Origin of the sequence: Paraburkholderia sp. RL17-373-BIF-A (assembly GCF_046030175.1) — a bacterium.
Taxonomy (GTDB): domain Bacteria; phylum Pseudomonadota; class Gammaproteobacteria; order Burkholderiales; family Burkholderiaceae; genus Paraburkholderia.
This window is the reverse complement of the sequence record NZ_JARESO010000016.1, coordinates 167,033-190,544: the sequence shown is the minus strand read 5'-3', so window position 1 is coordinate 190,544 and position 23,512 is coordinate 167,033. Positions and strand designations below refer to the sequence as shown.

Sequence of the window (23,512 nt, the reverse complement as noted above, 5' to 3'; positions counted from 1 at the left end):
ATGCTGGGGTCATTGGAAACGCGGCATGTCGCCGACTTTCGCGTAATGACTGATGGGAGAAAGGAAATGGCACACAAGGTGTTCGTCGCCGGCGTAACGGGCGCCATTGGAAGCGCGCTTGCGCCGCTGCTGATCGACGCCGGCTATACGGTGTTCGGCGGCACGCGGCGGGCGGGCCGCGCGAGAGAACTTGAGGACGCGGGCGTGGTGCCGGTCGTCGTCGATGTATTCGATGCGACCGCGCTGCGTGACGCGCTCATACGCATCGCGCCAGTCAGCGTGATTCATCAATTGACCGATTTGCCGCCCGGGCTCGACCCTGCTCGAATGGCTCAGGCGGTGACGGCCAACGCGCGGATACGCGACGAGGGTACGCGCAACCTGGTGGCCGCGGCGATCGCGGCGGGCAGCAGCAAGATGATTGCGCAAAGCATTGCATGGGCGTACCGGCCGGGAACGACGCCTTACGACGAAAGCTGCCCGCTCGACGTCGATGCGCAGGGCGCGCGCGGCACGAGCGTGCGTGGCGTCGCGGCGCTCGAACGGCACGTGCTGGAAGCGGCGTCGTTGAACGGCACGGTGCTTCGCTATGGACAGATTTACGGACCCGGCACAGGCGCCGATGCCCCGGCGGGTTCAAGTCCGTTGCATGTCGAAGCGGCGGCCTATGCGGCCTTGCTTGCGCTTCAGCGGGGCAACGCCGGCGTGTACAACGTCGCGCAAGACGCAGCCGAAGTGACCAGCGCGAAGGCGCGCCGTGAGTTGGATTGGTCGCCGGATATGCGATCGGCGGCGCGCGTATGAATCCGCTGACGCTGACTCTGCCGCGTCTCGCGCGCAAGCCCGCCATGCTCGCGCTGGCCACGACGACGATGCTGGCGCTCGGCCCGTCGGCGCCTCGTTCGGCCATCGACTGGTTCGCTGGCATCTGCGGCGTCGATCCTTTGATGTCCAACGCATCGACGCATACCGGCGCAGCGAGCCGGCCTGCATCGACCGTGAAAGTGCTGTCGTGCGAAGCGCTGCCCAACGTGCCGGGCAAGTCGGTGACGACGGCCATCGTCGACTTTCCGCCGCTCGGCTTTACGCCCGCGCATCGTCACCCTGGTTCAGTGACGGCGGTCGTGCTGGAAGGGACGATCCGCTCGCAACTGCAAGGTGGGCCGCCCGTCGACTACGCGGTTGCACAGACCTGGTTCGAGCCGCCGCGCGCGCTCCATCTATTCGCCGAGAATCCTGATGCGGTGCATCCGGCGAAGTTACTGGCGACATTCATCGCTGATACCAATTGCGGTCCGCTGGTATTGCCGCCGGACTAAGTCCGGCGGTCTCTCACTGCCGATTGGTTGTAAATCCACATCACATTTCTGTCCTTTCTCTAAGCGATGGACGGTCGCATACATATGCATTTGACCGTCTATCGCACATCTGCTCATGCACTCCGTAGCGCGCTTACGGACAGTGCTTCCCATGCTGTGTCCCATAGATCGGCGTGTACGCCCAGATCGCGAATATTCCACTGATCTTTCGACGATCAGAGCCGCGCCTTTATTCAGTCAAAACCATACGGTCACCCGAGGGTAATTACTTACAAAAGAGTGCGCCAGATGCAGATTTAACAAAGTTAGAATGTTTCATCTAATGCTGCATCGCAGAACGATTCGAGCGAATTGGTGCAAGCCGACGAGTCGACAATCTGCGTGCGTCTCGACTGGTTTCGCATACCTCTTGTCTGAGCAATGTGAACGTTTAAAGAAGGAGTGCAGAGTGTATTTTTCGACGCCAGAGCAATTCGTCTCCATCCAAAGTGCCAATGTCGCTGTCGCGTTTTCGTTGGCGCAGCAAACATTCCAGTATTTTGAAGAGCTGGCTAAGTTGAACCTGCAGGCGGCCAAGGCCACGTTCGCGGAGAGCGAACAGGCATGGCAGATGGCGGTGTCGGGTAAGACGCCGGTCGAACTGTTTATTCATCAGGCCAGCAACGCGCAACCCGTCGCGCAGAAAGTACTGTCTTATAACAGTCATGTGCTTGAAATCACTAACGCCGCACAGGCCGAATTTCTGAAGATTTTCGAAGACCGGTTTGCACAGTCCAACACGAAAATGCAGACGGTTTTCGACGACTTCGCGCGCAATGCGCCCACAGGCTCCGAACTCGCGGTCACCGCGTTCAAGTCGGCGGTTTCCAGTGCGGGCGCTGCCTACGACGCGATGCGCAAAGCCACCGCGCAAGCCATTGCCTTGGCGCAGGCCAGTCAGTTGACGGCACCTGACTCGGCGCGGGCCAAATAAGGCAATTCAGCCCAACAGCAATGCTCAGGCAGCCTGGAGCAAACGCTCCAGGGCTGTTGTTTCGCTTTCCTCCAAGCAGGACGGATCGGTCGATTCGGAAACGAAATGGGTATCGCATTGCTTGCCAACTCGTTCGAAGGGCGATCCGAAGGCGCTTAAAAAAGTCAGCCGGGAATGTAATGGGAAGTCACGCTTCTTATAAGAACGATCTCTCGCATATTGAAACGATAGTCACAACGCTGGAGAGATTGCTTTCAAAAGGTGATTCGATGGCGTGCACGTCGGTAGTCAATGAGCCGGATTATTGGCGTCAGCGCATCGAGACGATACTGAATCAGCGCGAGATTTCAAAGGTCGATCGGGAGCATGCTGACGCCTTGCTCAGGCGCTTGAGCGGGATCATCAAGATGCCTTATTAAGGCGGCAGAATCGAATAAACATCTGAAGGCCGCGAGCAACGCGGCTCAGTCAATATAAAAGGGTACGACATGACCAGTGAATCTTCTGAGAGCGGTTTGCAGGTGCTGTCGTCGCAAACCTCGGGCCGTCATCGACTCGTGGTGCGCGCGGCGCTTCACGGTATGCGCATTGCCGCAATCTGGCAGGTGCTATTTCCCTTCTCCCGCAACGTCGAGACCGTCGCTGTGACGACGCCTCCCGGCAGCGGGTTTGAAGAAGTCACGATCGCGCTGGCTCAAGCGCAACGCGAGTTGGTGGATGCCATGATCGCGCGCTTCAAGAGCATGTCCTGGGTGACGAGCGCAACGCTTTGCTGAGGGCGTAAGTGACTGCAACGCGACCGACAGTTGCGTGCAAATAGCCGGCTCTGGCTATTTGCACGTCGACCGCGACCCGCATCTTTATTCCAGTGCGGAAGCCGGACCAAAAAATTCATAACGGCTTTGTGACTCCGGTACGCCGATCGTTTTCAGGTGCTTCTTGATGGCCTTCATGAACGCGATCGGTCCGAGGAAATAGACATCGACGTCGCGCGTCTTGGGCAGCCACGCGTCGAGGCGCGTTTCGTCGAGATAGCCGATGCCGTGCGCGTCGGCATCTTCCGCGCGGCGCTGCTCATAGCAGTAGAAACGCTTCAATTTCGGATGCCGCGCGGCCAACTGGTCGATCACGTCGCGAAACGCATGCACGCCGCCGTGACGCGCCGAGTGAATGAAGTGCACAGGGCGGTCGGTCTTCAGCGCGGCTTGCAGCATCGCCAGCGTAGGCGTGATGCCCACGCCGCCGCTGATCAGCACCAACGGCTTGTCGCTGTCTTCGAGCTTGAAGTCGCCAGCCGGTGCGAACAGTTCCACCGCGTCGTTTTCATTGACCTGCGTATGCAGATGGTTCGACACCTTGCCATTCGGTTCGCGCTTCACGCTGATACGGTATTCGCGGCCGTTCGACATGGCCGAGAGCGAGTAATTACGGCGCACTTCCTCGCCGTCGATAACGAGCCGCACGCCGATGTATTGCCCCGGATGAAACGCGAGCAGCTCGCCGTTGTCGTCGGGGCGCAGATAGAACGACGTGATCTCGTCGCTTTCCCGCACTTTACGGGCGACACGAAAGAGCCGCGTGCCGCGCCAGCCGCCCGGCTCCGCTTCCCGCTCGGCGTACATTTTCTCTTCAAGGCCGCTCAACAGATCGGCGAGTTGCTGATAGGCGGCGGCCCAAGCTTCAATGACCGCATCGGTTGCGATTTCGGCGCCGAGCACTTCGCGGATGGATTTGAGCAGGCACTGCCCGACAATCGGATAATGCTCCGGCAGGATATTCAGCGCGACGTGCTTGTTGATGATCTGCGAGACCAGCCCGCCAAGTTGTTCGAGTTGATCGATGTGACGTGCGTACATCAGCACGCCGTTGGCCAGCGCACGCTGCTGCGCGCCGCTCGCCTGGTTGGCGAGGTTGAACATGGGACGCACTTCCGGATGTTCGCTGATCAGCATGTCGTAGAAGTGCGTGGTCAGCGCCTCGCCTCCGCTTTCGAGAAGAGGAACGGTGGCTTTGACGATGGCGCGGTGTTCGGCGGAAAGCATAGGAAGTCCTGGTTGTTGGTGGATATCCAGTCGGGCTTCGACTGACGTGTTTGTCTATCCATGTTTCGTGCCAGGTATAAAATGCAAATAAATCAACGATCTGAATTTCATGATGGTCAATTCGACCTTAGTCGAAAAGACTCCTGACGGAGTCAATCTGACTGCAGAAGCGCTCCTCGACGTCCTGACGCCGCTGATTCTCGACCTCTCGCGTGACCTGTCCGACCGCGAGCGTTACCGCCGTCTGCTCAGCAGCCTGCGCGCGCTGTTTCCCGGCGACGCGGCCGCGCTATTGCGTCTGGAGGGCGACACGCTGGTGCCGCTCGCCATCGACGGATTGAGCAGCGACACGCTTGGGCGGCGCTTTCGTGTCGGCGACCACCCGCGCTTCGAGCAACTTCTGTCGCGGCCGGAGCCGACCCGCTTCGCCGCGGACTCTGATCTGCCCGATCCCTACGACGGCCTCGTGCAAGGCGTGGCCGGTCATCTCGAAGTTCACGACTGCCTCGGCTGTCCGCTATTCGTGCGCGGCCGGCCGTGGGGTTTGCTCACGCTCGATGCGCTGGACCCGGCGCGCTTCGACAGCATCGACATGGCGTCGCTGCGGGCGTTTCTGGGCCTGGCCGCCGCCACGGTGAGCGTCGTCGAACGAATCGATACGTTGGCACGCAGCACCGAAGAGGAGCGGCGGCGCGCGGAAGCCTACCGGCAGGCGAGCAGCCAGAGCCGGCGCGAGATGGTCGGCAGCAGCGACGCGCACACGCATCTGATGAAGGAAATCGAGGTCGTCGCCGGCAGCGATCTGACCGTGCTGATCACCGGTGAGACCGGTGTCGGCAAGGAACTCGTGGCGAATGCGATTCACGCCCTCTCGTCGCGCGCGAATAAGCCGCTGATCAGCCTGAACTGCGCCGCGCTGCCGGACACGCTCGTCGAGAGCGAACTGTTCGGGCATGTGCGGGGCGCGTTCTCCGGCGCGTCGTCGGACCGGCGCGGCAAATTCGAACTGGCGGACGGCGGCACGATTTTTCTCGATGAAGTGGGCGAGCTGCCGCTTCTCGTGCAGGCCAAACTTTTGCGGGTTTTGCAGAACGGCCAGTTGCAGCGCATCGGCTCGGACCACGAACACAAGGTCGACGTGCGGCTGATCGCCGCAACGAATCGCGATCTGGCTGAAGAGGTCCGCACGGGGCGGTTCCGCGCGGACTTCTATCATCGGCTCAGCGTCTATCCGTTACGCGTGCCGCCGTTGCGCGAACGTGGCCGCGATGTGTTGCTGCTGGCGGGGTTTTTCCTCGAAGAGAATCGCTCGCGGCTCGGCCTGCTGAGCCTGCGTCTCGCGGCGGATGCGCAAGCCATGCTGCTGCGTTATCCGTGGCCGGGGAACGTGCGTGAACTTGAACACCTGATCGGCCGAAGCGCGCTCAAGGCACTGGCTGCGAATCGCGAGCGCCGTCGGATCCTGACGTTGACGGCTGCCGACTTCGCGCTATCGGCCGCACCGGCTGAAGACACAAGCCAGACGCCAGGCGAAACAACTGAAAGCGGATCGAAGGATTTTCGCAGCGCGGTCACCGAATTCGAGCGAACCACCGTTCTCGACGCGTTGTCTCGCCACAACCAGAATTGGGCGGCCGTCGCGCGCGAGCTCGGTCTTGATCGGGCGAATCTGAACCGGTTGGCCAAGCGGCTTGGCCTCAAATGACCGGCAACGCAATTCGCCGCGCAACCGCTGCAAGATGGCAGCGCGTCGCGCGGCACGACTAACGGGTAGACGTTTAAGCGGCTACGTCTTCGTTTTGCGGAAATAGCGCGCGACGTGTCTCTTCGTCGAACTCGGCTTTCAGCGTCAGCTTGTCCTTCAACGCTTGTGCGCGCGCCGCGGCCGGACGCGCGGAGATTTCGTCCACGACGCGCTTCACGTTCGGATACGCGCTCAGACCCGCTTCACCGAGAATGTAGCCGGCGAAGCTAGCCCAGCCCCACAGCGCGATATCCGCGACGGAATAAGTATCGCCGGCCAGATACTTCGACGTCGCGAGGCGCTCGTCCAGCACGCGATAGTGGCGCTCCACTTCCTTCAGATAGCGATTGCGCGCATAGGGCAGCGGCGCCGGCGCGTGATGCAGAAAGTGCACTGCCTGGCCCGAGAAGGGCGACAGTCCGGTCGCGACGAACATCAGCCACGACAAGGCCTGTGCGCGTTCGCCAGCCAATGCCGGCAGGAACCGTTCATGTTTCGTCGCGAGGTGCAGCAGGATGGCGTGCGAATCGAACACGGTCACGCCGTCGTCGGTAATCGCCGGGACTTTTGCGTTCGGGTTGATGCGGAGAAACTCGGGGCGATGTTGTTCGCCCTTGAATGTGTCGACGGCGATCAGTTCGAACGGGGTCTGCAGTTCTTCGAGCATCAACGCGACTTTCATCGGGTTCGGCGAGGGGTGGAAGTAAAACTTCAGCATGACGATCTCCATGGAATAAGGGGCAGGGCAGATGACGACCAGGCGGCACAGCGCCGCTCGGATTCATGCCGCGGTGGCTGCCCGGTCGTTGCGACCTGTGGTGATGATGGGCTGCCGGGCCGCTTTTGCCGTACGACTATTCCGATGAGAACGTTCGAACGATTCGCACGTGTTGTCACGAACGAATCGCGATCGCCTTGCTTGCCGTTACTCCGCGATCGAAAAGCGCGACGGGCGCTTTTGCGGTGCCTTGGTCGGACGCTCAACGCGCGAGGTAGCGCCGCGAATGAAAAGAATTGCACAAAAGGCCACCATGGCCCAAATGCAGAGAATTACCGTCAGAGCGCTCATTTCAGTTTTCAGATGTAGAGACTGCGATTGGTGCTGTCCGACCTGCGGGCCGGTCAGTGTGTCGTATGCGGGCCGCTGCCGTCAAACAGAAGCTCGTCGATCAGGCGCGTGGCGAGTGCCAGTTGCTGTTCGAGCGACGCCCGCGCCGCTTCCGCGCCTGCCGCGTCGCCACGGGCGGCGGCGTCGTAAGTCTGCGTCGCGAGGCACAGCACACTCTCCGACGCGAGGTGCAACCCGCGCATCGTTTCGGCGTCGGCGTCCGGCACCGGGCTGGTCCATTCTGTCGTCGAAGCGGCCGGCAGGCTGATTTCGAACTCGTTATCTTTATCGTGGCGGGTAGACATCGCAGGCTCCTTGCGCAATTGGCACGATGTTAGTGTGCGCCGGCGTTTCTGGTTTCAATCGGGCGAATAGAAGCCTGTTTTTTAGTCAATCCTCGATGATTGGGAAGTCGAAGTATTCAGCTGAAGAATAGGCCTGCAGCGCGGCCGCCGGCGCGCTTTTGCAAGCGGGCAGAAGCGTTGCCGCGCGATCCAGCGCTATCGCGCGTCTTGCTGCAGATATTTGTGGGCAAACGCGATTGCCATGCTGCCCTCGCCGACCGCGGAAGCCACGCGTTTGACCGGACTCAGCCGTACATCGCCGCAGGCAAACACGCCGGGCACGCTCGATTCGAGCAGGTAGGGATCCCGGTCATGGGACCAGCGTCCGGCCTTGACGACGTCGTCGCCGGTGAGCACGTAGCCGCGCGCATCGCGTGCGATTTCCTCGGGCAACCACGCGGTCTCCGCGTCGGCGCCAATGAACACGAACAAGGCCCCGCAATCGTGCCGGCGCACTGCCTCGTTCGACGCGTCGCGCACGTCGATCGCCGTCAGATGGGTGTCGCCGTACGCGCCCACGACTTCCGATCGCAGTCGCACCGCGACGTTCGACTTGCCGCGCAGTTGCTCGATCAGATAGCGCGACATGCTCTTGTCGAGCGAATCGCCGCGCAGGACGAGCGTCACCATGCGCGCGTGATTGGCAAAATACAACGCGGCCTGCCCAGCCGAATTGCCGCCGCCGATCAGATACACGTCGAGTCCATGCGTCGCGTTCGCTTCGCTGCGCGACGCGCCGTAGTAAATACCCTTACCGATAAACTGGTCGAAACCTTCGATCGAGAGACGCCGCCACGTGACGCCCGTCGCAAGAATGATCGTTCGCGTCCGGATGATGTCGCCGCCGTCGAGGTGAACGCTGCGCGCCTGCACATCGATTCGGCCGACGGACCGCGTCACCAGAATCTCCGCGCCAAGCCGCCTTGCCTGCTGCAGTGCGCGGCTTGCCAGTTCATCCCCGGAGACACCGTTGGGAAAGCCGAGGTAGTTCTCGATACGCGAGGAGGTGCCGGCCTGTCCGCCGGGCGCTTCACGCTCCAGCACGATAGTGCGCAAGCCTTCCGATGCGCCGTACACCGCCGCGGCGAGCCCAGCCGGGCCACCGCCGATGATCATCGTGTCGTATTCGGCGAGGCGAGGCTGCGTCTGCAGACCCAGCAGCCCGGCAAGCTCGCGCGCCTCAGGCCGGTTCAACACCGTGCCGTCGACCAGTCGCAACGACGGACACTCTTCCTCTGTCGGACAGATTCCGGGCCAACGCTTGGGCAGTTCGGGCGCGTCGGGCGTCATCCAGTCGTAGCTGATCTGGTTGCGGGCGAGAAAATGCCGCAGCGCCGTACAGGCGTCGTCCCAGCGGCTGCCGACCATGGTGACGCGCGCCTTGGGCGGCTCAGCGGAAAGCCCTTGCAACCCGCCGATGCGTTCGCGAGCGAGGGCGCCCATCTTGAGCGCCACATCCGGCGATGCGGCGGCCAGTACGTAATAACGCTGGGCGTCCACTCGCATCACACGCGACGGTTCCGCCGCGCGGTAAGCGCCCGGAAACGGCGAACTCAGCGCAAGCGGCACTTCGCCGAAGATCGTGCCGGGCAGACGCCAGCCTAGCGTGCGCTCGATACCGTCGAACGTCTTGATGACTTCCATCTTGCCGGTGAGAACGAGATACAGCGCGCGCTCGCCGCCTTCGTGAACCGCGAACTCGCCTGCGCATAGATGAAGGTCCGCGGAGGTGTGCGCGAGATTGTCGAGTTCGTCGTCGGAGAGTGTTGCAAAGAGCGGTACTGTCCGGATGTCGTCGATGGTCAGCATGGCTGCGTCCAACAGGCAAGGGGGAGTATCAGTCTGCGGGAGATCGTTGCTTGCGACAACGCATACCGCCACTGCGCGAGAGACAGGAGGCAGTCCGAATCAGTATAGGATGTTCGCCTGCCAACTCTATGGCTAACACGTGTCACGGTTTCCGTTGACGCGAGCAAGCGACAGGACATTCAGACTCGTCGGGTAATGTGTTCGACGGCAGAGAGTTGCCAACTTTGAGAGGCACGCGACACCGTACTGCCGCATAGTTGATCAGACCACCCGTTGACCGAAAACCAGCAGTCATCAATTAGTTCGGACTGCAATCTTACTGCGTGCCGCTCGGTGCCGGTCCCTGCGAGGCAGCATTCACACGTGCGGATTCCCTCACCAGTTCCTGCGTCATCGCGGCGGCGACGGGGTTCGAACCGCGGTGGTCCTGGCTGGTCGGCGTGGCTTGCATCGGCGGCGGCATCGGCAACGACGGATCGGGTTTGGAAGATTCCCTGACGAGTTGCTCCGTCATAGCCGCCGCGACGGCATTCGAGCCATGCCGGGTCAGATCGTCGCGCGCGCGGCCTATCGGCTGCGCGGCGTTTGCCTTCGCGGCTACGGATTCGCGCGTCTCCGCCGATGCGGGCGCGCGGGCCGGCTGTTTATGTCGCGATACTTGTGGCTGCGCTGCCGTTTGCGCATCATTGGCGATGGGGCCAGATTTAGACGGCAACGGTGCGCCCGCGATCTCGCCCGTGCTGTTCGCGGACGGCGAAGTGGGAACCACGTTGCCCGCGGTCACATGCGTGCCGTCCGCTCGCGGATCGACCGCCGCCGTCGTGACGGAGTTGGCCGTGACCGTGTCCGGCGCCGCCTCGGAGCGATTGCCCTTAGGGAAAAGCTGGTAAGAGATGAATCCCACGTCCACCAGAACCAGCGCGATTATCAACGCCTTGCCTGTATTCGTCATATCCAACACCGAGTCGTTCGAGTGAGGTGATCGAATCATGATAATCGACCGCCAAAAAACATTTTGGGCGGCGTTTTGCAATGCGATTTATTCGGTTTTCTCCACGCGTTTTGACACCGTTTTGACATCCCCCGTCAGCTAATCCCTCAGCTACCCGCAGGTTCTCCGCGTTTCGCGCCGAAGTCCCAGCGTTGCGCCTGCGCAGTCTCGACTTTGGCGGGCAACAATCCGGCCTGAAAGAACGTATCCGCAATCTTTTGCTGCTCGCCGAAATTCTGCGCAAGAACCGGGCGCACCAGATAACTGCGGCGCGCATTTGCACGTTCGATCGTGGCGGCGTCGAGTCCCCAGATCGGCGCGAGCGTCTGGGCCGCTTCCTGTGGATGCGCTCGCAGCCAAACGCCTGCTTGCGTCAACTGCTCGAACACGATCTGGATAACCCCGGGGTGCGCCGCGGCGAAGCGATTCGACGCGAGATAGTAGCGCTGATACGACGCGAGTCCCTTGCCGTCCGCGAGAATGCGCACGTCCGCGTCGCGATCGATGGATGCGACGTACGGATCCCACGTGATCCACGCATCAACGCTGCCGCGCTCGAAGGCCGCGCGGCCGTCAGCCGGGGTGAGGTAACTGATTCGCACATCCGCGGGCGTGAGGCCTGCCTTGATGAGCGCCGCAAGCAGCAGATAGTGGCTGCCGGCGGCCTTGGTCACGGCAATGCGCTTGCCCTTGAGATCGGCGAGCGAATGGAGCGCACCGTCCTGTTTGACGATGATCGCCTGCGCGCCCGGCGACGGCGCTTCCTGCGCGACATAGACGAAGCGCGCGTGCGCGGCTTGCGCGAAGATCGGCACCGTGTCGGCGACGTCCGCGCTGAAATCGACAGCCTCGACATTGAGCGCTTCGGCCAAGGGCAGGCCGCTCGAAAATTCATTCCACGACACGCGCACGCCCAGCGGCGCGAGGGCCTTGTCGAGCGACCCGCGCGCCTTGAGCAGCGTGATCAACGTCGACGACTTCTGATAGCCGATCCGCAGCGTAATGGATTCGCCGCTCGCAGCCGATGTTTGCGCGTAGCTGCGCGCCGCGAGCGTAGTCAGCGCGGAAGCCAGCGCGACGCGAATAAAAGCCCGTCTGTTGAGCAGCGCCATGATTCATAGTCCTTGAGTCGAGTCTGAAAAGAAGGCCAATCGGCCATGCTAGCAACGCACCCTGTGCGGCGCGAACTGATGGTTTCAGCTAAAGATCGAACGCCAGCGCATAAGCGCATGCGTGCATCGAAAACACAGAGCGAATGAGGCGATCCGCATGCACCATTAAATGCAAAAGATAAATATTGATTCGATATAAACATATCGAAAGAGAATAATTCTCAGATGCCATGTTCGTCGCTACGCTTGCTGGCACATCGTCAGCGAGGGCATATGGCCGGTTCTATTTCTACTTCGTTTTCCGCACGGCGGCGTGCACTCAAACTCTTGAGCGCAGTGCCGGCGTTCGCCGCATCGGGCGCATTCAATTTACTCGACGTACAGGCTGCTGACCTCGCCTCGGTCACACTCGTACTCGGCGATCAGGCGGGCGGCATGCGTGCTTTGGCCGAAGCGGCCAAGGTGCTCGACGGCGCACCGTACGCGTTTCGCTGGGCCAACTTCCAGGGCGCGGCGCCGCTCTTCGAAGCACAGCGCGCGGGCGCCGTCGATCTCGCGCCGGCCGGCGATTTGCCGGTGCTTGCCGCAGCCGTGGGCGACCCGACGCTGAAGATCGTCGCGACGCGCGTCGGTTCCGGCGAACAACTCGGCATTCTGGTCGCGCAGGACTCGAAGATCCGCACGGTCGCGGACCTGAAGGGGCGCACGGTGTTCGTTTCGTCAGCGCGGGGCAGCATTTCGCAGTTCCAGCTTTATGGCGCGTTAGCCGAAGCCGGTCTTTCGAAAGATGACATCAACGTCCGCTTCATCCTGCCCGTCGATGCGTTTGCCGCATTCGCGTCCGGCTCGATCGACGTGTGGGCCACATTCGATCCGTACTACGGCATCGCCGTGCAACGCGGCGCGCGCATTCTGCGCGACGGCACCGGCATCAATAGCGGGCTGGGTTTCATTACGGCCTCGGGGGCGGCCCTCGCGGAGCCGCGCAAACGCGCGGCGATCGCCGACGTGTTGTTGCGATTCCAGCGCGCGGGCGATTGGGCGCTCGCGAATCCCGACGCCTACGCGCAAATCTACGCGACGCTGACGCGTTCGCCGCTCGATGCCGCGAAGCGCATCACGCAGCGTGCGTCGCTGAAACAGCACTTCGTCAACGAGGCGGATATCAGCGCGCTGCAGAAGGTCGCCGACAGCGCTAATCGCGACGCGATTCTGCCGCGGCGCATCGACGTGCGCGCGATTTCCGACACGCATATCGCGAACGTGTGACGCGCAAGAGCCGATAACCTGGCATGAGCGGGCCGGTGCGTCCGGCGCGCCTACGCAACCGGCGTTTTCACGCCATTGGCCGGACAAACGACGTCATAACGTGACGTCATGGGCACTCCAACAATTCGGGCGTTGTCGCGGATAAATAGACTCACTATATTGGGCTCAACGATGCATGACATCGACGATATGTTCGCTCAACCGTCTCGAGGACCCCGTCGTGATCAAGAACCCCATGTTGCGCCCGCTTGCCGCTGTTCTGATCCTCGGCGTCGCGAATCTCGCGCCCGCGTGTTTGACGCCCGCGTTTGCCGCGGCCGGCAAGATTACCTTCGTCTCGCAAGGCGGGACCTATCAGGAGGCGCAGACCAAGGCGATCCTCGACCCGGCCGCGAAGCAGCTCAACATCACCGTGAACCAGGACAGCATTCCGGACGCGTGGCCGCAGATCAAAGCCCAGGCCGCGACCGGCAAGCCGATCTGGGACGTGGTCGACACGCCGACGTCGAATTGCCTGCGCGGCGGCAAGGAAGGCCTGCTGGAGAAGCTCGACTTCTCGAAGATCCCGAACGCGGCGGCCATGCCGGAGAAATACCGTACGCCGTACTCGGTCGCCTACGAGTTCTATTCGACGGTGATCGGCTACAACAAGAAGACGTTGAAGAAGGTGCCGCAGAGCTGGGCAGATTTCTGGAACGTGAAGGCGTTCCCCGGCACGCGCGCGCTGCGCAATGACCCGCAGACCGTGCTCGAAGCCGCGTTGCTCGCCGACGGCGTGCCGCGCGACAAGCTGTATCCGCTCGACGTCGATCGCGCGTTCAAAAAGCTGCAACAGATCAAGCCGGACGTGACCGTCTGGTGGACTTCCGGCGGCCAGTCGGCGCAATTGCTGCACGACGGCGAAGTCGATATGACGATGATCTGGAACGGCCGCGCGAGCGCGGTGCGCAAGGACAATCCCGATGTCGACTTCACGTTCAACGACGGCATTCTGCAGAACACCCAACTCTGCGTGCTGAAGAACGCGCCGAACTTGCCGGAGGCGATCAAGTTCGTCAACGCGGCGGTGTCTCCGGAACTGCAGGCCAATCTGCCGCTGTATATCGACTACGGTCCGGGCAATCCGGCGGCGTTCAAGACGGGCAAGATCGACGCGAAGCGCGCAAGCGAGTTGCCGAGTTCGCCGGAAAATGCATCGAAGCAGGCGTTGATGTCGGAGGAATGGTGGGCTTCGGACGCCGGCGTCCAGGCGAAGGCGCGCTGGCTCAAGTTCATGCAGTAAGCGCAGCCGTAGCTTCTTGAGCGCGGGATTCGCGTCCGTTGGACGCCAAGGACACCGAAAACCGCGCGCAACGCTCAGCGCTTCTCGCGCGTCCCGCACGGCTTATCGTCTGCGCAATCATCGAACGTGATCGACTATCTGATTCTCGGCGGCGGCTCGGCGGGCTGCGTGCTTGCCGCGCGCCTGTCCGAAGACGCCGGCAAGACGGTCTGCCTCGTCGAGGCCGGCTGCAATATCTCGCGAACAGACATGCCCGCGGCGGTGCGCAGCCGTTATCCCGGCCGTGCCTATCTCGACACCGCGAATATCTGGCAGCGCCTGAAAGCGCGAATGAGTGCTACGGCCGCGCCGCGCCGCTACGAACAGGCGCGCCTGCTCGGCGGCGGCTCGGCGATCAATGCGCTGATGGCGAATCGCGGCGCGCCCGCCGACTACGACGAATGGCACGCGCTCGGCGCGCACGGCTGGAACTGGAGCGCCTGCCTGCCGTACTTCCGCAAGCTCGAAACCGATTGCGACTTCAGCGGCGCGCTGCATGGCGAGAGCGGGCCGATTCGCATCCAGCGCGCGCCGTGGACGCGCATTTCGCCATTCGTGCGCGCGGTGCTCGCCACACTCGACGCGCGCGGCCACACGCGGCGTGACGACCAGAACGGCGAGTGGCAGGACGGCACGTTCATCGGATCGATCGCGGTGAGCGAAGCCGGCGAGCGCATCCCGACCTCGGTCTGCTATCTAGACGACGCCGTGCGCGCTCGCCCGAATCTCACGATCCGCACGCAAACGCTCGTCGAGCGCGTGCTATTCGACGGCAAGCTCGCCATGGGCGCGCGGATCATCGGCGCGGACGGCGCGAGCGAAGCGTTGCGCGCCAGACATGTGATCGTTTGCTCGGGGGCGATCCACAGCCCGGCACTGCTGATGCGAAGCGGCATCGGCCCGGCGGCCGAACTCGCCGCGCTTGGTATCGAGGTGGTGGCGGATCGAGGCGGCGTCGGCGGCAATCTGATGGAGCATCCGTCGATTGCGGTCTCGGCGTTTCTGCCGCGCGCGTCCCGCACGTTATATCCCGACGAGCATCACGAGCAGGCGATCGTGCGCTTTTCGTCGGGCGTGAGCGGGACAGTGCCCGGCGACATGCATGGAGCGATCCTGTCGCGCTCGGGCTGGCATTCGGTTGGCCATAGGCTCGGCACGATCTTCTTCTGGGTGAACAAGTCGTACTCGCGCGGTCGCGTGAGTCTCGCGTCGGCTGATCCGCGCGACGAGCCCACCGTCGACTTCAACATGCTATCCGACGCGCGCGATCTCGAACGGCTCAAGCTCGCGCTGCGCTTCGGTGCCCGCACGCTGGCCGATCCGATGATGGCGCAGCATCGCGCGACGCTGTTACCTTCGAGCTATTCGCCGCGCGTCGCGAGCGTGGCCGTGCCGGGGGCGTGGAATGCATTGCAGCGCGGCGCGCTGAGCACGTTGTTGGACATTGCCGGGCCGCTGCGCGCGTGGCTGGTGAGGCGTGTGGTCACGCAAGGCGTGACGCTCGACGAACTGCTTGCCGACGATCACGCGCTGACGCGTTTCGTAACGCGGTCGGTGGGCGGCACCTGGCATCCGTCCGGCACTTGCCGCATGGGCGCCGCCAACGATCCGCTCGCCGTCTGCGACGCGCACGGCGCAGTCTATGGCGTCAGCGGACTTTACGTGTGCGACGCGTCGCTGATGCCGTCGATACCGTGCGCGAACACGAATGTGCCGACCATCATGATCGCGGAGCGAATTGCGGATATGTTGCGCGGCCGCGCGTAAATGCAATGCCGGGCCGCCCGCGTTGAAACGCGGCGGCCCGGCAGGCGTCAAGCATCAAGCGGTGAACGGTCCGACTAAGCGCAAGAAGGCCGAAGCACGCTCACTCGCCAAACCCCACAATCCCCTTCACTTCAAGAAACGCCTCGAGCCCCCATTCGCCGTATTCGCGTCCGTTGCCCGACTGCTTGTATCCGCCGAAAGGAGAGCCCGCATCCCACGATGGATAGTTCAGATACACGCTGCCCGCCCGGAGCCTGAACGCCACGCGCCGCGCGCGTTCCAGATCGGCCGATTGAACGTATGCCGCAAGCCCGAACGGACTGTCATTGGCAATCGCAATCGCTTCTTCCTCGTCGCGATACGGCATGATCGCGAGCACCGGGCCGAAGATCTCTTCGCGCGCGATCGTCATGGAAGGGCGCACATCCGCGAAGACCGTCGGTTGCACGTAATAGCCGCGTTCCAGACCCGGCGGACGCCCGAGGCCACCGGCCACCACTTGCGCGCCTTCGTCGATTCCCGCCGCAATCAGCCGCTCCACACGCTCGAACTGCACGCTGCTGACCACCGGACCCATGGTCGTGCGCTCGTGATCGGCGGGGCCGACGCGCTGCGCTTGCGCCGCGCGCCGCGCGATCGCCATCGCTTCGTCATGGCGTGCCGCGGGCACGAGCATGCGCGTCGGCGCATTGCACGACTGTCCGCTGTTGTTGAAGCACGAGTTGACGCCGGCCGTGACGGCCGCTTCGAAATCGACGTCGTCCAGCAGAATATTCGCGGACTTGCCGCCCAGTTCCTGATGCACGCGCTTCACAGTCGGCGCCGCGAGTTTCCCAATCTCGACGCCCGCGCGCGTCGAACCGGTGAACGACACCATATCGACATCCGGATGCGCCGCCAGCGCCGCGCCGACGGTCGGCCCGTCGCCGTTGACGAGATTGAAGACGCCCGGCGGCACGCCCGCCGCGTCGAGTATCTCCGCGAACAGCAAGGCATTGAGGGGAGTGACTTCGCTGGGCTTGAGCACCATCGTGCAGCCGGCCGCGATGGCGGGTGCGGCCTTGCAGACGATCTGATTGATCGGCCAGTTCCACGGCGTGATCAGCGCGACCACGCCGACCGGTTCGTGATTGACGAGCGTCGAGCCTTTCCTGCGTTGCCACGCGAACGTTTCGCACGTGCGAATCAGTTCTTCGAGATGCCGCCGTCCGATGCCCGCTTGCCACGCATGCGCCATCGCGCGCGGCGCGCCGAGTTCGCGCGAGATGGTGTCGCCCATCTCGTCGTGACGTTCGAGAAACACTTCGAGAATGCGGCGGATCAATGCGAGGCGTTCGGCCGGCGTGGTCTGCGAGAACGACGTGAAGGCGCGTTTCGCTGCGGCTACCGCGCGATCTGCATCGGCGGGTGTGCCCATCGCCACTTCGGCGAACGCTTCCTCGGTGCAGGGATCGACAACGGCGCGGCGCGCGTTGGTGGACGGCTCGACCCACGCGCCGTCGATATAGAACTTCAGTCCATTGACCATGTTGTAGTTATCTTCAGAGAGAGTTTAGGCGCGCGCCGCGTTGGAGCGACGGCTCACCACGACGATCATCACGAGGCACAGCGTCAGCGCGGTGAGCATCGTGCTGATGGCGGCAATGGTCGGATCGATCTCGTCGCGCAGCGTCACGAACATGCGGCGTGTCAGCGTCTGGTTCGAACCGCCCGACACGAATAGCGCGACCACCGTTTCGTCGAGCGCCTGAATGAACACGAACACCGCGCCGGAAATCACGCTTGCCTTGATCTGCGGCAGCGTCACCGTCATGAAGCTGCGAAAACGATTCATGCCGAGACTGCGCGCGACCATCTCCTGCGTGCGGTCGAAGGTGCGCAGATCGGCGCCGACCGAGATCAGCACGTACGGCAGCCCGAGCATCGTATCGGCGAGAATCAGGCCGCCGAGCGTATTCACGTAGCCCGCCTGAGAGTACACGAAGAACACGCCCACCGCGACGATGATGATCGGCACCATCAACGGCAGCATCAGCAGCGTACGCAGATAGCGCATGATCCAGTGCGTGCCGTTCTGGATCGCGTACGCGGCGGCCACGCCGAGCGGCGTGGCGATCAGCGCGGCGCAGATCGAAGCGGTGAGCGTGGTGCGCGCGGCGTCGATCCATGCGGGGTTGTCGAAGAACGAGTGATACCAGCGCAGCGAGTAGGCGGGCGGCGGGAAGGTCATGAAGCGCGTGTCGGAGAACGACAGCGGCACCACGATCAGCACCGGCACCATCAGGAACAGCAGAATCAGCACGACGGTCGCGCCGAGGACGATCCGTCCGAACGGGAGTTTGTTCATTTCGCGCCCAGAGTCTTTTCGAGTGGCACCACGCGGCTCGCGGCATAGAAAATCGCGAACACGCAGATCAGCAGCACGACGCTCACCGCACTCGCCGCGCCCCAACTGTTGTAGATCTCGACGTTGCGGCTCACCACCATCGACACCATGATCGACTTGCCGCCGCCCATCAGTTCAGGCGTGATGTAGAAGCCGAGGCACAACACGAACACGAGTGTCACGCCGGCGAACACGCCGCTCATCGACAGCGGCAGGAACACGCGCAGGAACACGTGCAGCGGCGAGCCGCCCAGGCTCGCGCCGGCTTGCGAGAGATTCGACGGGATTTTCTGCATCGCCGAATAGAGCGGCAGCACCATGAACGGCAGCAGGATATGCACCATTGCGATGACCGTGCCGAACTGGTTGTAGGCGAGCTGCACCGGCCGGTCGACCAACCCTGAGGCGATCAGCGCCTTGTTCACGAGTCCCGTGCGCTGCAACAGCACGAGCCACGCGTAGGTGCGCACGAGTACGCTGGTCCAGAACGGCAGAATCACCATGCCGAGGACGAGCGCGCTCAGCTTCGGCGGCGACGAGGCGGCGAAGTAGGCCACCGGATAGCCAAGCAGGAGCGTGATGACAGTCACGACGATGCTCAGCTTGAACGTCAGCAGAAACGTTTCAAGGTAGGCGCCGGTGAACATGCGGCGGTAGTTTTCGAGCGTGAAGCCGTCGTGATAGATGGACTGCCACGACAGCCACGCGAGCGGCACCACCAGCAGCACGACGATCACGAGGAGCGCCGGCGTCATCAGGAGAAGCATCGTGCGATCCTCGCGGCGCTGATAGCGCGCGGCGGGATCGGACTCGGTGGCCTGCATCAAGGTGGTTCCCTGGAGCATCCGTTTGGCGGTTGTCATCATGCACCTACGGCGTCGAGAAACTGATACCACGCCGCGACGAGTCTCACACCCGGCGCGCGCAGCGAATGAAAGGGCACGGGCCGCAGGCCGGGCGCGCCGAGCAGCGAGAGCTCGGGCGTTTCGCCGAGCGCGAGCGCGGCGGCATGCTGGCCGAGCAGGCTCGCCATCGCGACCCCCGCTCCGTTATACCCCAGACAAAAGGTCGTGGCGTCGTCGCTGCGTCCGACATGCGGCAGCGAATTGAACGTCATGCCCACATAGCCCGACCAGCGATAGTCCACACGCACGTCCGCGAGATCGGGAAAGAGCGCGACCATCGCGCGTTGCAATGCGTCGAAACCCGTTGTTTGCCCTTCCTTGCCGAACGCGTCGCGTCCGCCGAACAGCATGCGGCCGTCCACTTTGCGGAACCACTTCATCATGCGCCGCGTTTCGGTGTAGCTGCGGCGCTCGACCATGAGACGTGCGTCAAGCTCGGCGGGCAGGCGCTCGGTGGCGATCATTGCGCTGCGAAACGGCACGAGCTCGCGCTGATACGCCGAGGTCGCCGCCGTGAGATCCGAATACGCATTGGTCGCGACGATGACCTGCTTCGCGCGCACCGTGCCGCCGGGCGTGCGCAGCGTCACGCGTGTCTCGCCGGACGCGCGTTGCATCTGCTGTACCGGCGTCAATTCGTAGATCGGCACGCCGCGCAGCGTGAGTCCGCGCGCGAGTCCGCGCACGTACTCGAGCGGCAGAATGGTGCCGGCGTCCGCGCTCAGCACGCCGCCGACAAAGCCCTTCGAACCCGTCTCGTGCTCGATGGTGGCGCGCGATTGCACGGTCATCGAGGTATCGCCGAGATTCGTGCGAACCCAGTCGACTTCGGCACGAATCGCGGCGAACGCGGCCTCCGTGTGAGCGCAGCGCAGGCTGCCGGTATGTTCGAAGCGGGCGCGCGTCAACTGGAATTCGTCTACCAGCGTCTCGACGACGCGCACGCCTTCATGCGCGAGACGATGCATGCGCTTCGCGGTATCGAGACCGTGCAGCTTGTCGATGGTGGGAAACGACAGTCTGAACTTCGACGACACCACGCCGCCATTGCGCCCGCTCGCACCCCAGCCAACCGGATTCGCATCGAGCACCACGCACTCGACGCCGCGCTTTTGCAGCGCATACGCGGCGGCGAGGCCCGAGTACCCCGCGCCGATCACGGCGACCTCGACTTCGAGATCGCGCGCGAGCGGCACGCCGGTGCTGACCGCCGCACCGGCGCCTGGCGATGCCGCGAGGAGCGCCCGCCAGAGCGAATCAGGCGCGGGCGTGTGCAGTGTCATCGGCGCAAGCATCGGCTCAGGCCGCGAGACGCGCTTCGGCTTCGACGGCGTCCGCAAGCGCGCCGAGCGTCGCGAACTTGAAGGTCGGCGTGGTCACGGTTTCCGGCACGGGCGTGGCGCCGAAGCCCTTCACGTTCTGACGGCGTTCGATCCAGCAGGTCGCGTAGCCGAGCTTCGTGGCGATGCCGATGTCGTGATACTGGCTTTGCGCGGTGTGCAGGATTTCGCCGAACTTGTAGCCGAACGCTGCCTGACGGCCGCGGTTGTATGCGAAGAATTGCGGGTCGGGTTTAGCGACGCCGGTTTCGTCGCAGCAGACGGTGTCGTCGAACGGATCGCCGAGCGTGTGCGCATAGGCCGAGAGTGCCACGCGGTCCGCGTTGGTCATCGCGACCAGGCGGAAGTGTTTGCGCAGACGCTTGAGCGCCGCGACCGAATCCGCGAACGCCGGCCATTCGAGCACGTCGCGCTGGAAGGCGGCGGCCGATTGCGCGTCGTCGGGCAGACCGAGTTCTTTCGCGAGCGAGAGATAGACGTTCGCCATTTCGTGGCTCGACCGGCCCGGATAGGTCGCGCGGCCACGCATGTACGGTTCGAAGATCTGGTCGTCGGTCAGGTCCTTCGCTTTCGGGCCGCCAATGCGCCGCACGGAGGCGAGCACGCCGCGCTCGAAGTCGATGAGTGTGCCGACGACGTCGAACGTCAGGACCTTGAAATCGGTGAGCTTCATGAAATCATCCTTTTGCAGTATGCGGTGAATCGGAGAGAGAGTGCCCCACGCGTGGGCGGAGAAAATCAGGCGGGCACGACGATCGTGTCCTGCGGGTCGAGCGTCACGCTCATCTGTGCGCCCGGCTGCGGGATGCGGCGGCGTGCGTCGTGGCCGCCGGGCTGCCGGAGACTGATGGCGGTGCCGTCGGCGAGCGCGGCGAACACGCGCAGGCTTTCGCCCTGATACAGCACCTCGGTGACGCGGCACGACAGACGGTTCACGCCTTCCTGGCGATCGCCGCCGTCGATCACGAGTTTTTCGGTCTGCACCGCGAGCAGCAGTTTGTTGCCATGCGGCAGCGGATGCGCGGTGCGCAGCACGGTATCGCCGAGACGCACGGCGTCGTCGCCGGCGCGCGTCACGTCGAGCAGCGTCGCCTCGCCGATGAAGCTCGCCACGAACGCGTCGCACGGCCGGTCGTAGAGCCGCTCGGGCGTGTCGATCTGCACCAGGCGGCCGTTCTTCAGCACGGCCACGCGGTCGCTCATGGTGAGCGCTTCGCGCTGGTCGTGCGTCACGTAGACGATCGTCGCGCCGAGCTTGCGATGCAGCCGGCGCAGTTCGATCTGCATGGTTTCGCGCAGTTGCTTGTCGAGTGCCGAGAGCGGCTCGTCCATCAGGATCAGTTGCGGCTCGAACACCATTGCGCGAGCGAGTGCCACGCGCTGCCGCTGACCGCCGGAAAGCTGGCTGATGCCGCGGCTCTCGTAGCCGGAGAGTTCGACCATCGCGAGCGCGTCGGCGACTTTCTTCGCCCACGTGCCTTTCGGCAGACGGCGCGCGCGCAGCGGAAACGCCACGTTCTCGCCGACGCTCATATGCGGAAACAGCGCGTAGTTCTGAAACACGATGCCGATGTCGCGTTTGTGCGGCGGCGCGAATGTAATGTCGCGTTCGCCGACCCAGACCGCGCCCGAACTCGGCTGCACGAAGCCGCCGAGAATGCCGAGCAAGGTGGTCTTGCCCGAGCCCGAAGGGCCGAGCAGCGAGACGAATTCGCCGGGGGCGATGTCGAGTGAAACGTCGTCGAGGGCCACGACCTGGCCATAACGTTTCGCTGCCGATCGGATCGAAACACCTGTTTTCGCTCGTGCGTCCATTGCGTCCTGTCTCGCTGAAGAAGCCTGCGTTAGGGAAAATATAGGCTGCGTCCTTTTTGGCGGCAATTCCCAAATTGTTGGAGAAGGCATAACATCAGGTCATGCCTAACCTTCGCAAAAAACTTCCGAGCGCCAATGCGCTGTTCGTGTTCGAAGCTGCCGCGCGCTGCGGCAACTTCACGCGCGCGGCGCAGGAGTTATATGTGAGCCAGCCCGCGGTGAGCCGCATGCTGGCGCGCATGGAAGACCATCTCGGCGTGCGCCTGTTCGAGCGGGTGCGCGGCGGCATCGAGCTGACCGAGAACGGCAAGATCCTTTACCGGAAGATTTCCGAGGGCTTCAACGGCATTGAAGGCGCGATCCGCGAGATCGAGGCGCGCGCCACGGGTGTGGAGTCGGTCACGCTGTCGGTGTCCACGGCCTTCACCACGCACTGGCTGATGCCGCGCATGAACCGGCTGAATCAGGCGTTCCCGAACGTCGACTTGCGATTCCAACTGATCTCGGGGCGGATCGGCGGGCCGCTCGTCGACGTCGATCTCGGCATGCGCTTTCGGCGCGAGGACGAGATCGGCGAGAACAGCGTGCTGGTCATGCCGGAGACGCTGCTGCCGGTGTGCAACCGGCGCTATGACGAAACCGCCGCCACGGAGGCGGGGCGCGCGCATGGCGACACGGTGATCGTCATGGACGACGGCGAGCGCGGCTGGCATGAGCGCTTTGAAGCGTTCGCCGCACACGGGCGGCACGCCGCGAGCATGCTGAGCTTCAACGACTACGCGATCGTCGTGCAGGCCGCGTTGCTCGGCCAGGGTGTCGCGCTCGGCTGGCTCAACGTGGTGTCGCACTGGCTGCTGGAGGGCGCGCTTCAGCCAGCGGAACAGGAACTGATCGTCACGAACCGGCGTTGCTGTCTGGTGTGGCCGGAGAGCCGCGCGCTGCGGCCGGCCGCGGCCGACGTGCGCGACTGGATCATCGAGGAAACGCGCGCCGACGTGCGCGCGGTCGATCGCGCGTATCCGAAGCTCGGGCTGCGCCGCTCGCTGGCCGACGCAGGATTGGCGATCGGGTAGGGTTCGCGGGCGCTCAGCGACTTTTCTGGCGCAGTGCAATACTGCCGCGTCGCTTCGAGGCTGGTTCTCGACGTCATTATTCGGTCACGAACCTCACGCAGTATTACCGACGGCCTTCAATCGGCCGACGGGCCGCAGGCCGGCCCGCCTTCACTTCTTTCGCACCTCCACGCGGACCAGGCGCCCATGTACGA

22 protein-coding genes are annotated in these 23,512 nt (G+C 63.4%); 10 read left to right on the top strand and 12 right to left on the bottom strand.

The features are described 5' to 3' along the window. Positions 1-66 precede the first annotated feature (66 nt). The 5 genes from P0D80_RS21395 (at position 67) to P0D80_RS21375 (ending at position 3,068) form a co-directional block, all read left to right on the top strand. Entirely contained in the window at positions 67-804 is a 738-nt protein-coding gene (locus P0D80_RS21395; RefSeq protein WP_408286576.1) for an NAD-dependent epimerase/dehydratase family protein, read from the top strand. Next, a complete protein-coding gene (locus P0D80_RS21390) occupies positions 801-1,319 on the top strand; it encodes a cupin domain-containing protein (RefSeq protein WP_408286574.1) in 519 nt (172 codons plus the stop codon). Before P0D80_RS21395 ends, P0D80_RS21390 begins: the two co-directional genes overlap by 4 nt. Positions 1,320-1,629: 310 nt before the next feature. Next, positions 1,630-2,292: a phasin family protein gene (locus tag P0D80_RS21385; protein WP_408286572.1), complete on the top strand. Its 663-nt coding sequence runs from the start codon at positions 1,630-1,632 to the stop codon at positions 2,290-2,292. A gap of 179 nt (positions 2,293-2,471) precedes the next feature. After that, on the top strand, positions 2,472-2,711 hold the full coding sequence (locus tag P0D80_RS21380) for a hypothetical protein (RefSeq protein WP_408286571.1): 240 nt from the start codon (positions 2,472-2,474) through the stop codon (positions 2,709-2,711). A 69-nt stretch (positions 2,712-2,780) separates the two neighbouring features. After that, positions 2,781-3,068, top strand: coding sequence for a hypothetical protein (locus tag P0D80_RS21375; RefSeq protein ID WP_132381713.1), 288 nt, complete (start codon positions 2,781-2,783; stop codon positions 3,066-3,068). Positions 3,069-3,152: 84 nt separating this feature from the next. Here P0D80_RS21375 and hmpA read toward each other — a convergent pair whose 3' ends face one another. Continuing rightward, on the bottom strand, positions 3,153-4,334 hold the full coding sequence (hmpA, locus tag P0D80_RS21370) for an NO-inducible flavohemoprotein (protein ID WP_408286570.1): 1,182 nt from the start codon (positions 4,332-4,334) through the stop codon (positions 3,153-3,155). Between the two features lie 112 nt (positions 4,335-4,446). On the opposite strand from hmpA, the gene norR reads away from it, so the two are divergent. Next, positions 4,447-6,039, top strand: coding sequence for a nitric oxide reductase transcriptional regulator NorR (norR, locus tag P0D80_RS21365; protein ID WP_408286591.1), 1,593 nt, complete (start codon positions 4,447-4,449; stop codon positions 6,037-6,039). Between the two features lie 73 nt (positions 6,040-6,112). Here norR and P0D80_RS21360 read toward each other — a convergent pair whose 3' ends face one another. From P0D80_RS21360 to P0D80_RS21340, 5 genes are all read right to left on the bottom strand, one after another. Continuing rightward, positions 6,113-6,796 (bottom strand): glutathione S-transferase family protein, encoded by a 684-nt coding sequence (locus P0D80_RS21360; protein WP_408286569.1) that lies wholly within the window; start codon positions 6,794-6,796, stop codon positions 6,113-6,115. Between the two features lie 404 nt (positions 6,797-7,200). Further along, positions 7,201-7,491 carry a hypothetical protein gene (locus P0D80_RS21355; RefSeq protein ID WP_132381719.1) on the bottom strand — a complete coding sequence of 97 codons (291 nt, stop codon included), beginning with the start codon at positions 7,489-7,491 and terminating at the stop codon, positions 7,201-7,203. A gap of 195 nt (positions 7,492-7,686) precedes the next feature. Further along, positions 7,687-9,339, bottom strand: a complete 1,653-nt coding sequence (locus P0D80_RS21350) for an FAD-dependent oxidoreductase (RefSeq protein ID WP_408286567.1) — start codon at positions 9,337-9,339, stop codon at positions 7,687-7,689. A 316-nt stretch (positions 9,340-9,655) separates the two neighbouring features. After that, the gene (locus P0D80_RS21345) at positions 9,656-10,291 is read right to left on the bottom strand and encodes a hypothetical protein (protein ID WP_408286565.1); all 636 of its coding nucleotides are present in this window, start codon (positions 10,289-10,291) and stop codon (positions 9,656-9,658) included. 146 nt (positions 10,292-10,437) lie between these two features. After that, complete coding sequence (locus P0D80_RS21340; protein ID WP_408286563.1) at positions 10,438-11,442, bottom strand: aliphatic sulfonate ABC transporter substrate-binding protein; 1,005 nt, start codon at positions 11,440-11,442, stop codon at positions 10,438-10,440. Between the two features lie 273 nt (positions 11,443-11,715). On the opposite strand from P0D80_RS21340, the gene P0D80_RS21335 reads away from it, so the two are divergent. From P0D80_RS21335 to P0D80_RS21325, 3 genes are all read left to right on the top strand, one after another. Continuing rightward, positions 11,716-12,711 carry an ABC transporter substrate-binding protein gene (locus tag P0D80_RS21335; RefSeq protein WP_408286562.1) on the top strand — a complete coding sequence of 332 codons (996 nt, stop codon included), beginning with the start codon at positions 11,716-11,718 and terminating at the stop codon, positions 12,709-12,711. 235 nt (positions 12,712-12,946) lie between these two features. Next, on the top strand, positions 12,947-13,993 hold the full coding sequence (locus P0D80_RS21330) for an ABC transporter substrate-binding protein (protein ID WP_408177897.1): 1,047 nt from the start codon (positions 12,947-12,949) through the stop codon (positions 13,991-13,993). Positions 13,994-14,119: 126 nt separating this feature from the next. After that, positions 14,120-15,799: a GMC family oxidoreductase gene (locus P0D80_RS21325; RefSeq protein ID WP_408286560.1), complete on the top strand. Its 1,680-nt coding sequence runs from the start codon at positions 14,120-14,122 to the stop codon at positions 15,797-15,799. A 100-nt stretch (positions 15,800-15,899) separates the two neighbouring features. Here P0D80_RS21325 and P0D80_RS21320 read toward each other — a convergent pair whose 3' ends face one another. From P0D80_RS21320 to P0D80_RS21295, 6 genes are all read right to left on the bottom strand, one after another. After that, on the bottom strand, positions 15,900-17,327 hold the full coding sequence (locus P0D80_RS21320; protein ID WP_408286558.1) for an aldehyde dehydrogenase family protein: 1,428 nt from the start codon (positions 17,325-17,327) through the stop codon (positions 15,900-15,902). Between the two features lie 24 nt (positions 17,328-17,351). After that, positions 17,352-18,146 (bottom strand): ABC transporter permease, encoded by a 795-nt coding sequence (locus P0D80_RS21315; RefSeq protein ID WP_132381733.1) that lies wholly within the window; start codon positions 18,144-18,146, stop codon positions 17,352-17,354. Continuing rightward, a complete protein-coding gene (locus tag P0D80_RS21310; protein ID WP_408286556.1) occupies positions 18,143-19,051 on the bottom strand; it encodes an ABC transporter permease in 909 nt (302 codons plus the stop codon). Before P0D80_RS21310 ends, P0D80_RS21315 begins: the two co-directional genes overlap by 4 nt. Then, complete coding sequence (locus P0D80_RS21305) at positions 19,048-20,385, bottom strand: NAD(P)/FAD-dependent oxidoreductase (RefSeq protein ID WP_408286554.1); 1,338 nt, start codon at positions 20,383-20,385, stop codon at positions 19,048-19,050. Before P0D80_RS21305 ends, P0D80_RS21310 begins: the two co-directional genes overlap by 4 nt. A gap of 4 nt (positions 20,386-20,389) precedes the next feature. Next, on the bottom strand, positions 20,390-21,103 hold the full coding sequence (locus P0D80_RS21300) for an HAD-IA family hydrolase (RefSeq protein WP_408286552.1): 714 nt from the start codon (positions 21,101-21,103) through the stop codon (positions 20,390-20,392). A gap of 65 nt (positions 21,104-21,168) precedes the next feature. Then, a complete protein-coding gene (locus P0D80_RS21295; RefSeq protein WP_408177776.1) occupies positions 21,169-22,245 on the bottom strand; it encodes an ABC transporter ATP-binding protein in 1,077 nt (358 codons plus the stop codon). A 101-nt stretch (positions 22,246-22,346) separates the two neighbouring features. On the opposite strand from P0D80_RS21295, the gene P0D80_RS21290 reads away from it, so the two are divergent. Further along, complete coding sequence (locus P0D80_RS21290) at positions 22,347-23,318, top strand: LysR substrate-binding domain-containing protein (RefSeq protein WP_408286551.1); 972 nt, start codon at positions 22,347-22,349, stop codon at positions 23,316-23,318. The last annotated feature ends 194 nt before the right edge of the window (positions 23,319-23,512 follow it).

Excerpts from the sequence above, each read along its gene's own strand:
- P0D80_RS21315 (WP_132381733.1), bottom strand. The coding sequence starts at position 18,146 with ATGAACAAACTCCCGTTCGGACGGATCGTCCTCGGCGCGACCGTCGTG.
- P0D80_RS21330 (WP_408177897.1), top strand. The coding sequence starts at position 12,947 with ATGTTGCGCCCGCTTGCCGCTGTTCTGATCCTCGGCGTCGCGAATCTC.
- P0D80_RS21300 (WP_408286552.1), bottom strand. The coding sequence starts at position 21,103 with ATGAAGCTCACCGATTTCAAGGTCCTGACGTTCGACGTCGTCGGCACA.
- P0D80_RS21385 (WP_408286572.1), top strand. The coding sequence starts at position 1,630 with ATGTTTCATCTAATGCTGCATCGCAGAACGATTCGAGCGAATTGGTGC.
- P0D80_RS21375 (WP_132381713.1), top strand. The coding sequence starts at position 2,781 with ATGACCAGTGAATCTTCTGAGAGCGGTTTGCAGGTGCTGTCGTCGCAA.
- P0D80_RS21320 (WP_408286558.1), bottom strand. The coding sequence starts at position 17,327 with ATGGTCAATGGACTGAAGTTCTATATCGACGGCGCGTGGGTCGAGCCG.
- P0D80_RS21310 (WP_408286556.1), bottom strand. The coding sequence starts at position 19,051 with ATGATGACAACCGCCAAACGGATGCTCCAGGGAACCACCTTGATGCAG.
- P0D80_RS21305 (WP_408286554.1), bottom strand. The coding sequence starts at position 20,385 with ATGCTTGCGCCGATGACACTGCACACGCCCGCGCCTGATTCGCTCTGG.
- P0D80_RS21355 (WP_132381719.1), bottom strand. The coding sequence starts at position 7,491 with ATGTCTACCCGCCACGATAAAGATAACGAGTTCGAAATCAGCCTGCCG.
- P0D80_RS21360 (WP_408286569.1), bottom strand. The coding sequence starts at position 6,796 with ATGCTGAAGTTTTACTTCCACCCCTCGCCGAACCCGATGAAAGTCGCG.
- norR (WP_408286591.1), top strand. The coding sequence starts at position 4,447 with ATGGTCAATTCGACCTTAGTCGAAAAGACTCCTGACGGAGTCAATCTG.
- P0D80_RS21295 (WP_408177776.1), bottom strand. The coding sequence starts at position 22,245 with ATGGACGCACGAGCGAAAACAGGTGTTTCGATCCGATCGGCAGCGAAA.
- P0D80_RS21335 (WP_408286562.1), top strand. The coding sequence starts at position 11,716 with ATGGCCGGTTCTATTTCTACTTCGTTTTCCGCACGGCGGCGTGCACTC.
- P0D80_RS21380 (WP_408286571.1), top strand. The coding sequence starts at position 2,472 with ATGGGAAGTCACGCTTCTTATAAGAACGATCTCTCGCATATTGAAACG.
- P0D80_RS21340 (WP_408286563.1), bottom strand. The coding sequence starts at position 11,442 with ATGGCGCTGCTCAACAGACGGGCTTTTATTCGCGTCGCGCTGGCTTCC.
- P0D80_RS21390 (WP_408286574.1), top strand. The coding sequence starts at position 801 with ATGAATCCGCTGACGCTGACTCTGCCGCGTCTCGCGCGCAAGCCCGCC.
- hmpA (WP_408286570.1), bottom strand. The coding sequence starts at position 4,334 with ATGCTTTCCGCCGAACACCGCGCCATCGTCAAAGCCACCGTTCCTCTT.
- P0D80_RS21395 (WP_408286576.1), top strand. The coding sequence starts at position 67 with ATGGCACACAAGGTGTTCGTCGCCGGCGTAACGGGCGCCATTGGAAGC.
- P0D80_RS21345 (WP_408286565.1), bottom strand. The coding sequence starts at position 10,291 with ATGACGAATACAGGCAAGGCGTTGATAATCGCGCTGGTTCTGGTGGAC.
- P0D80_RS21290 (WP_408286551.1), top strand. The coding sequence starts at position 22,347 with ATGCCTAACCTTCGCAAAAAACTTCCGAGCGCCAATGCGCTGTTCGTG.
- P0D80_RS21350 (WP_408286567.1), bottom strand. The coding sequence starts at position 9,339 with ATGCTGACCATCGACGACATCCGGACAGTACCGCTCTTTGCAACACTC.